The organism is Mycobacterium riyadhense (genome assembly GCF_963853645.1).
GTDB classification, from domain to species: Bacteria; Actinomycetota; Actinomycetes; order Mycobacteriales; family Mycobacteriaceae; genus Mycobacterium; species Mycobacterium riyadhense.
This window is the reverse complement of sequence record NZ_OY970458.1, coordinates 1-7,354: the sequence shown is the minus strand read 5'-3', so window position 1 is coordinate 7,354 and position 7,354 is coordinate 1. Positions and strand designations below refer to the sequence as shown.

The window sequence follows — 7,354 nt, the reverse complement described above, 5'->3', positions numbered from 1 at the left end:
TAACGCCGGTGTCGGCGGCCACGCGGTGCTGGTGGTGATGGCGGGACCGGGGATAACGGCGCGGCCGGGGCCACCGCGACCGCCGGCGGTGACGGCTACGCGGGTGGGGCCGGCGGGGCCGGCGGCGCGGGTGGTGCCGCCGGGGCCGGCGGCACCAACGGCAACGGCGGCCAAGGGCGGCAACGGCGCCGCCGCCGGCAAACGGCGGTGACGGCGTGACGGTGACAACAGCGCCGGCGGAAACGGCGGGGGCCGGCGGGGCCGGCGGGCTCGGCGGGTAACGGTGGGGCCGCCGGCGCCGGCACCGTAGCGCCGGTGTCGCCGGTAACGCCGGTGTCGGCGGTGACGGCGGGGCCGGTGGTAAGGGCGGGGTCGGTGATGACAACACCACCCTGGGTGCTGCGGGTTATGACGGCGGGGCCGGTGGGGCCGGCGGGGCCGGCGGCGCCGGCGGCAACAGCGCTGCTGGCGCCACCAACGGCGCCGGCGGCAACGGCGGGGCCGGCGGGGTTCGGCGGTAACGCCGGGGCCGCCGCCGACGGCGACACCACCGGCGCCGGCGCCGGCGGGGCTGGTGGTGCCGGCGGAACCGGCGGGGACGCCGGCGCGGCCGGAACCGGCGGAACCGGCGGCGCCGCCGGCACTGCTGGCGGCGGCGGCGCTGGTGGTGACGGCGGGGGTCGGCGGCACCGGATACGCCGACAGCTACACCGGCGGTGCCGGTGGCGCCGGCGGGGCCGGCGGGCAAGGTGGGGCTGCCGGCGCTGGCGGCACCAACGGCGCCGGCGGGGCCGGTGGTAACGGCGGATCCGGCGGTGTCGGGGGTGCGGGCACCACCGGCGAGTTCGGCGGCTACGGCGGCCAAGGCGGTGACGGCGGCAACGGCGGAGACGCCGGGGCCGGCACCGGCAACGGCGCGGGCGGCGGTAACGCCGGCAACGGCGGGGCCGGTGGCCAGGGCGGTACCGCCGGCGCGGGCACCACCACCACCGCCGGCGGCACCGGCGGTAACGGCGGCGCGGGCGGCGCCGGCGGCACTGGGGGCGCCGCCTCCGGGGCCGGCACCGGCGGCGCCGGCGGCGCCGGCGGCACCGGCGGTCAGGGCGGTGACGGCGGTGACGGCAATGATGGCGCCACCGGCACCGGCGCCACCGGTGGGGCCGGTATCGGTGGCGGTGATGGCGGGGCCGGCGGTACCGGCGGGGCCGCCGGCGCCGGCGGGGCCGGCGGCCCTGGTGGCGGCAGCGTGGGCGTCAACGGCGGCGGCGGTACCGGCGGCAAGGGCGGTACCGGTGGCCAAGGCGGCGACGGCGGTGTCGGCGCTGATGGTGTGCTGGCCGGCTTTGACGGCGGCGCCGGCGGTGCTGGGGGTGCCGGCGGTCACGGTGGTGGCGGTGGGAGCGGTATCGGTGGTAGCGGCGGCGGCCACGGCGGCGCCGGTGGTAGCGGCGGTGCTGCGGGCAGCGGCGGCACCGGCGGCCAGGCCGGCGGCATTGGCGATGCCGGCGGTGCTGGCGGTCATGGTGGTACCGGTGGGGCCGGCGGTGTGGGTGGGGCCGGCACCGACGGGGGTGACGGCGGCGCCGGTGGTGACGCCGCCACCGGCGGCACCGGTGGTGACGGCGGCGCCGGTGCTGGCGCCTTCGCTGATGGCGGCAAGGGCGGCACCGGCGGCACCGGTGGTAGCGGCGGGGCCGGCGGCGCCGGCAACGGCGGCGGTAACGGCGGCACCGGCGGCGCCGGCAACAACGGCGGCAACGGCGGTACCGGCGGTACCGCCTCAGGCGGCACCGGCGGCGATGCCGGCACCGGCGGCAACGGCGGTAGCGGCGGCGACGGCGGTGATGCCTCCAGCGGCGCGGGCACCGGCGGCCACGGCGGCACCGCCGGCGACGGTGGTGACGGCGGGGCCGCCGGCACCGGCAACAGTGACGGCACCGGCGGTGCCGGCGGTGACGGCGGTGTCGGCGGCACCGGCGGTAATACCTCAGGCAGCGGCGACGGTGGGGCCGGCGGTACCGGCGGTAACGGCGGCGTCGGCACCGACGTCGGCAACGGCGCCGGTGGGGCCGGCGGGGCCGGCGGCACCGGCGGTAATACCTCAGGCAGCGGTAACGCCGGTGACGGCGGCGCCGGCGGCATAGGCGGCGCCGGCGGCAGCGGCCAACTCACCGGTGGTGGCGCCGGCAAGGGCGGCGATGGCGGCACCGGCGGCACCGCCACCGGCGCCGGCAACGCCGGTGACGGCGGCACCGGCGGTAACGGCGGTGACGGCGGTGACGCCAACACCACCGGCGGCGCCGGCGGGACCGGAGGAACCGGCGGTGCCGGCGGCAGCGCCGCCGGCACCGGTCACGCCGGTGATGGCGGCGCCGGCGGCAGCGGCGGCGCCGGTGGCGGCTTTGTGACCAGCGCTGCCGGCAAGGGCGGTGATGGCGGCGCCGGCGGGACCGGCGGCACCTCGTCTGGCAGCGGTAACGCCGGTGACGGCGGGGCCGGCGGGCACGGCGGCACCGGCGCCGCCACCGCGGTGGCCAGCGACGGCGGCAACGGCGGGGCCGCCGGGGCCGGCGGCAACGCCACCGGCGGCGGCAACGCCGGCAACGGCGGCACCGGCGGCAACGGCGGGACCGGCGCCGACGGCGCCGGCGCGGGAGCCCACGGCGGTAACGGCGGCAACGGCGGGGCCGCCGGTGCCGCCGGCACCGCCACCAGCGGCGGCGCCAACGGTGCTGCGGGCACCGGCGGTAACGGCGGGGCCGGCGGCAACGCCACCGCAGGCATTAACGGCGGCAACGGCGGCAACGGCGGCAACGGCGGCAACGGAGGGGCCGGCAACGGCGGAACCGCCGGCAACGGCGGCAACGGCGGCAACGGCGCCAACGGCGGAGCGGGAGCCCACGGCGGCAACGGCGGCAACGGCGGAGCCGCCGGCACCGCCGGAACCGCCACCGGCGGCAACGGCGGCAACGGCGGCAACGGCGGCGCAGGCATCGATGGCACCGACGCCGCCAGCGGCACCGGCGACAACGGCACCGACGGCACCAACGGCGGCAACGGAGGCAACGGCGGCACCGGCGGTGATGGCAACGGCGGAACCGCCGGCAACGGCGGCAAAGGCGGCAACGGCGCCAACGGAGGCAACGGCGGGGCCGGCGGCAGCGGCGCCGACGGCAGCAGCACCACCGGCGGCACCGGCGGCAACGGCAACCCCGGCGGCAACGGCGGCAACGCCGGCAACGGCGGCCTTGCCGGTGCCGGCGGAGCCGCCGGCACCGGCAACGGCGGCAGCGCTGGGGCCGCTGGCTCCGGTGGCAACGGCGGCGCCGGCGGTGACGGTGGTGGTGGCGGCGGCGGCGGCACTGGTGCCGGCGGCGCTACGGCTGGCTGGAACGGCGGCAACGCCGCCAACGGCGGCAATGGCGGTAACGGCGGCGCCGGGGCCGACAGCGTTGGCGGCGGACCAGCGGGCGACGGCGGCAAGGGTGGTGCTGGCGGCGACGGCGGTGCCGCCGGTAACGGCGGCACCGGTACCTTCCTCGGCACCGGCGGCAACGGCGGCAGCGCCGGTAATGGCGGCAGTGGCGGCAGTGGCGGCAGCGGCGGCGACGGCGGTGGCACCGCCGCTGACGGCGGCAACGGCGGTAACGGCGGCGACGGCGGTAACGGCGGCGGCAGCGGCGAGCAAGGCGGTGCCGGCAGCGGCGGCGGCAGCGGCGGCGACGGCGGCAACGGCGGCACCGGCAACGGCACCAACGGCGGGGCAGGCGGCAAGGGCGGCAACGGCGGCACCGGCGGCGACGGCGCCGACGGCGTCCAGGGTTTCCTGACCGGCTGGAGCGGCGGCTCCGCCGGCAATGGCGGCGCGGGCGGCAATGGCGGTAACGGCGGCGCCGCCATCGGCAGCGGCGTCGGCGGAACCGGCGGATCGGCCGGCGCAGGTGGCCCTGGAGGTACCGGCGGCACCGGCGGCGACGGCAACCTTGGCGACGGCGGAACCGGCGGCGCCGCCGGCGCCGGCGGCTCTGGAGGCATCGGCGGGACTGGCGGCGCCGGCAACGGCACCAACGCCGGGGCCGGCGGTGCGGGCGGCCCCGGCGGCTCCGGAGGTACCGGCGGGAAAGCCGGCGGGAATGGCGCGTTCGGGCCCGGTACCGCTGCTACCGGCGGCGCTGGGGGCACCGGCGGCACCGGCGGCGCCGGCGGCACCGGTACCAATGGCGGCATTGGCGGCGCTGGGGCCACCGGCGGCACCGGCGGAAACGGCGGCCCCGGCGGCGACAACCGCGGCGGGACCGGCGCTAACGGTGGCAACGGCGCCAACGGCGGCGACGGCGGCGACGGCGGCGACGGCGGCGGCGGCGGCGATGGCGGCACCGGTGGCACCGGTGGGACAGGCGGGAGCGGCGGTACCGGCACCAGCGGCGACGGTAGCGCTGGCAGCAGCGGCACCACGGGCGCAACCGGGCAGCATGGGTCGTGACGATTCACCTTCGAAGGGGTCGGTTGGCTAGCGATTACTGCGGTACCGTCGGCAAATCATGTCCCCGACTCGCCCGGGGGTGCGTTGCTATGACCCTTATGCTGCAGGCATGAAACGCCAGCTGGCGGGATCGGCGTCGAAACTGTGCAGGGCACTGGGCCGACTCGCACTACACTGCTGCGCGGCAGCCAAGCGCCAAGAGAGAGTGGGTGAGACGTAGTGGGTTTGCAGATCGACCCCGAGGTGCTCTGCGAGATGGCGGCGCAGCCGGGCACCTCGGCCGCGCCGGAACCACCACCGGCCGGAGATGTGACGGCACGGCGAGCGATCACCCGCCAGGTATTCGCAGAATTGGTACCAACCCTGCCGGCCATTGCTGGGGTGAAGGTGCGCCGCTACACCCTCGACACCGACGATGGGGCCGCGCTGACGTTGAGCTGGTTCTACGGGACACAAACAGCGTCTCCCGGCAGTGCGGTGCTCTACTTGCACGGCGGCGGGATGATTGTCGGATTACACGAATTTGGCGGCCTCTACGACTGGTTGGCCGCGCGCTACGTCGCCGAATCCACTGTGCCTATGCTGCTCGTCGACTATCGGATCGCCCCTGAATATCCACACCCGGTTCCGGTGGAGGATTGCTATGCCGCGCTTCAGTGGCTGGCAGCCCACGCCGATGAACTCGGTGTTGATCCAGCGCGGGTGGCCGTGATGGGAGACAGCGCCGGTGGTGGGCTTAGCGCCGCGGTGTGCCTGCTGGCACGAGACCGCGGCGGTCCCGCAATCGCGCTGCAGCTGTTGATCTACCCGATGCTCGATGACCGGACAACGCTGCCGGACCCAGAGCTAGCGCCGACGGCCATCTGGAGCTACGACGACAACATCACCGGCTGGCAAGCCTTGCTGGGTGAGCATGCCGGCAGCGAGAGCGTCAGCGCCTACGCCGCCGCAGCGCGCGCGGCCGATCTCTCCCTGCTGCCTCCCGCCTACATCGACGTGGGTGACCTCGACATTTTCCGCGACGAGGACCTCGCCTACGCGCGCCGCCTGGCTCGGGCCGGTGTCACAACCGAAGTGCACGTGCATCCCGGGTGTCCACACGTATTCGACATTCTGGCTCCCAACACCGCGGTGTCGCGGCGCGTCATCGCCGATCGTGTCCGTCGCCTACGCGGTCTGTAAAAGGGACCGCCATCGGCTCCCCTTGCTATATCAGGCAGGATCTGAGCCTCGCCGACCTTGGATCGCCTGGGTCAGCTGTTCGACCACCGCGGACAGGGTCGCCGAGCACGCCGTGGTCGGCTATCTCGAAGAGAGATGCCTATTGGTCCTTTGTTTACCGCGACGATGATCACAGACGTCCGCATGCCCGGCGCGGTGCGGGATCGCCCCGCGACCCCAGCACGATGTAGAACTGGGGCAACACCGAGCTTGCCGGTCTGGCTCACCTGGAACTGGCCGGGGTAATAGGCGGAATCGACCGTCGCACGGAACACCCCTACCGCGGCGTCCTGTCAGCACGCGGTGGGGCTTCTCGGTGGATTTGATACGCGACCCCCTTTGAGATGGACCGCAGCGGGACTGGGCAAGCGTCGCCACGCTATCGCCTTTGAGGCGATCAGCGTCACCGGGCGTGTTGGATTGTGGGTGTGGTGGCGTGGGTTTTGTGGGTGTTGGTTGTGGTTGGTGACTGTGGGTGGGGGTTGGGGTTGTGGTGTTGTACAGGTGTTGGGCGTGGCGGGGGGGTGGGGGTGGTGGTCGCGCAGATGGTGCGCTGAAATGCGCGGGCTGGGGTGGTGGGGGTCGTAGGGTGTGTTCGTCGTTGTCGGTGGCTGTGGGCTGCGCGTCATCGGGCCGGTATCGGCCCGGGGGCGGTGGCCGGTCTGGTGGGAGGGTTGTCATGTCGTCGTTTGTGGTGGTGTCCCCGCAGGTGGTGTTGGCGGCGGCGGCGGATTTGTCGGTGTTGGGGTCGACGATCAGTGCGGCCAGCGCGGCGGCGGCAAGCGCGACGACAGCGGTGGCTAGTGCGGCACAGGATGAGGTGTCGGCGGCGATCGCGGGGTTGTTTTCTGAGCATGGGCGCCAGTATCAGGTGTTGGCGGGGCGGGTGGCGGGGTTTCATGAGCAGTTCAGCGCGGTGTTGGCCGCCAGCGCGGGGGGGTATGCGGGCGCGGAGGCTTCCGCGGCGCAGAGCCTGCTGGATGCGGTGAACGCCTCGAGTGTGGCGGTGACGGGGCGGGCGTTGATCGGCAACGGCGCCAACGGGGCCAGTGGTGGGGTGGGTCAGGCCGGTGGTGATGGCGGCTGGTTGTTCGGTAGCGGCGGCAATGGGGGTAGTAGCAGTGATGCGGGCACACCCGGGGGTGCGGGCGGGTCGGCGGGGTTGATCGGCAACGGCGGCAATGGTGGGACCGGGGGGGCCGGCGGGGTTGGGGGGGCCGGGGGGCGCGGTGGCTGGGTGTGGGGTTCGGGTGGGGCCGGTGGGGCCGGGGGCAGCGTGACCACGAGCGGGGGTAGTGGGGGTGCGGGTGGGGCCGGTGGGTATGCCCCGTTGTGGGGTCATGGCGGTGCGGGTGGGGCTGGCGGGGCCGGGGGTAACGGGTTTGGTGGGGCCGGTGGGGCCGGTGGGCGCGGCGGGGTGGTCTATGGCGCCGGTGGGGCTGGTGGGGCCGGCGGGGCCGGGGATGCCACCAGCGGTGGTGGTGGGGCGGTGGGGCCGGTGGAGCGGCCCCGTTGTGGGGTGGCGGTGGTGACGGGGGCGCCGGCGGGGTGGGTGGCGGCGATGGGGGGCACGGCGGTGCCGGGGGCCGGCTGTTGGGTGGTGGAGGCGCCGGCCGGCGACGGTGGGGTGATCGGTGGGGCCGGGGCCAC

The 7,354-nt window shown here is 76.0% G+C and carries 2 protein-coding genes and 3 pseudogenes; 4 read left to right on the top strand and 1 reads right to left on the bottom strand.

Annotated elements, in window-relative coordinates; all coding sequences use genetic code 11:
• From AADZ78_RS28840 to AADZ78_RS28830, 3 genes and pseudogenes are all read left to right on the top strand, one after another.
• A pseudogene (locus AADZ78_RS28840) lies at nt 1-211 on the top strand (hypothetical protein); the annotation flags it as partial.
• A 456-nt stretch (nt 212-667) separates the two neighbouring features.
• The gene (locus tag AADZ78_RS28835) at nt 668-4,483 is read left to right on the top strand and encodes a hypothetical protein (protein WP_341343670.1); all 3,816 of its coding nucleotides are present in this window, start codon (nt 668-670) and stop codon (nt 4,481-4,483) included.
• A 219-nt stretch (nt 4,484-4,702) separates the two neighbouring features.
• Nucleotides 4,703-5,665, top strand: a complete 963-nt coding sequence (locus tag AADZ78_RS28830; protein WP_239655419.1) for an alpha/beta hydrolase — start codon at nt 4,703-4,705, stop codon at nt 5,663-5,665.
• 30 nt (nt 5,666-5,695) lie between these two features.
• On the opposite strand, the pseudogene AADZ78_RS28825 reads toward AADZ78_RS28830, so the two are convergent.
• Nucleotides 5,696-5,991, bottom strand: a pseudogene (locus AADZ78_RS28825) (electron transfer flavoprotein subunit alpha/FixB family protein); the annotation flags it as partial.
• 392 nt (nt 5,992-6,383) lie between these two features.
• On the opposite strand from AADZ78_RS28825, the pseudogene AADZ78_RS28820 reads away from it, so the two are divergent.
• Nucleotides 6,384-7,354 (top strand): annotated as a pseudogene (locus AADZ78_RS28820) (PE family protein); the annotation flags it as partial.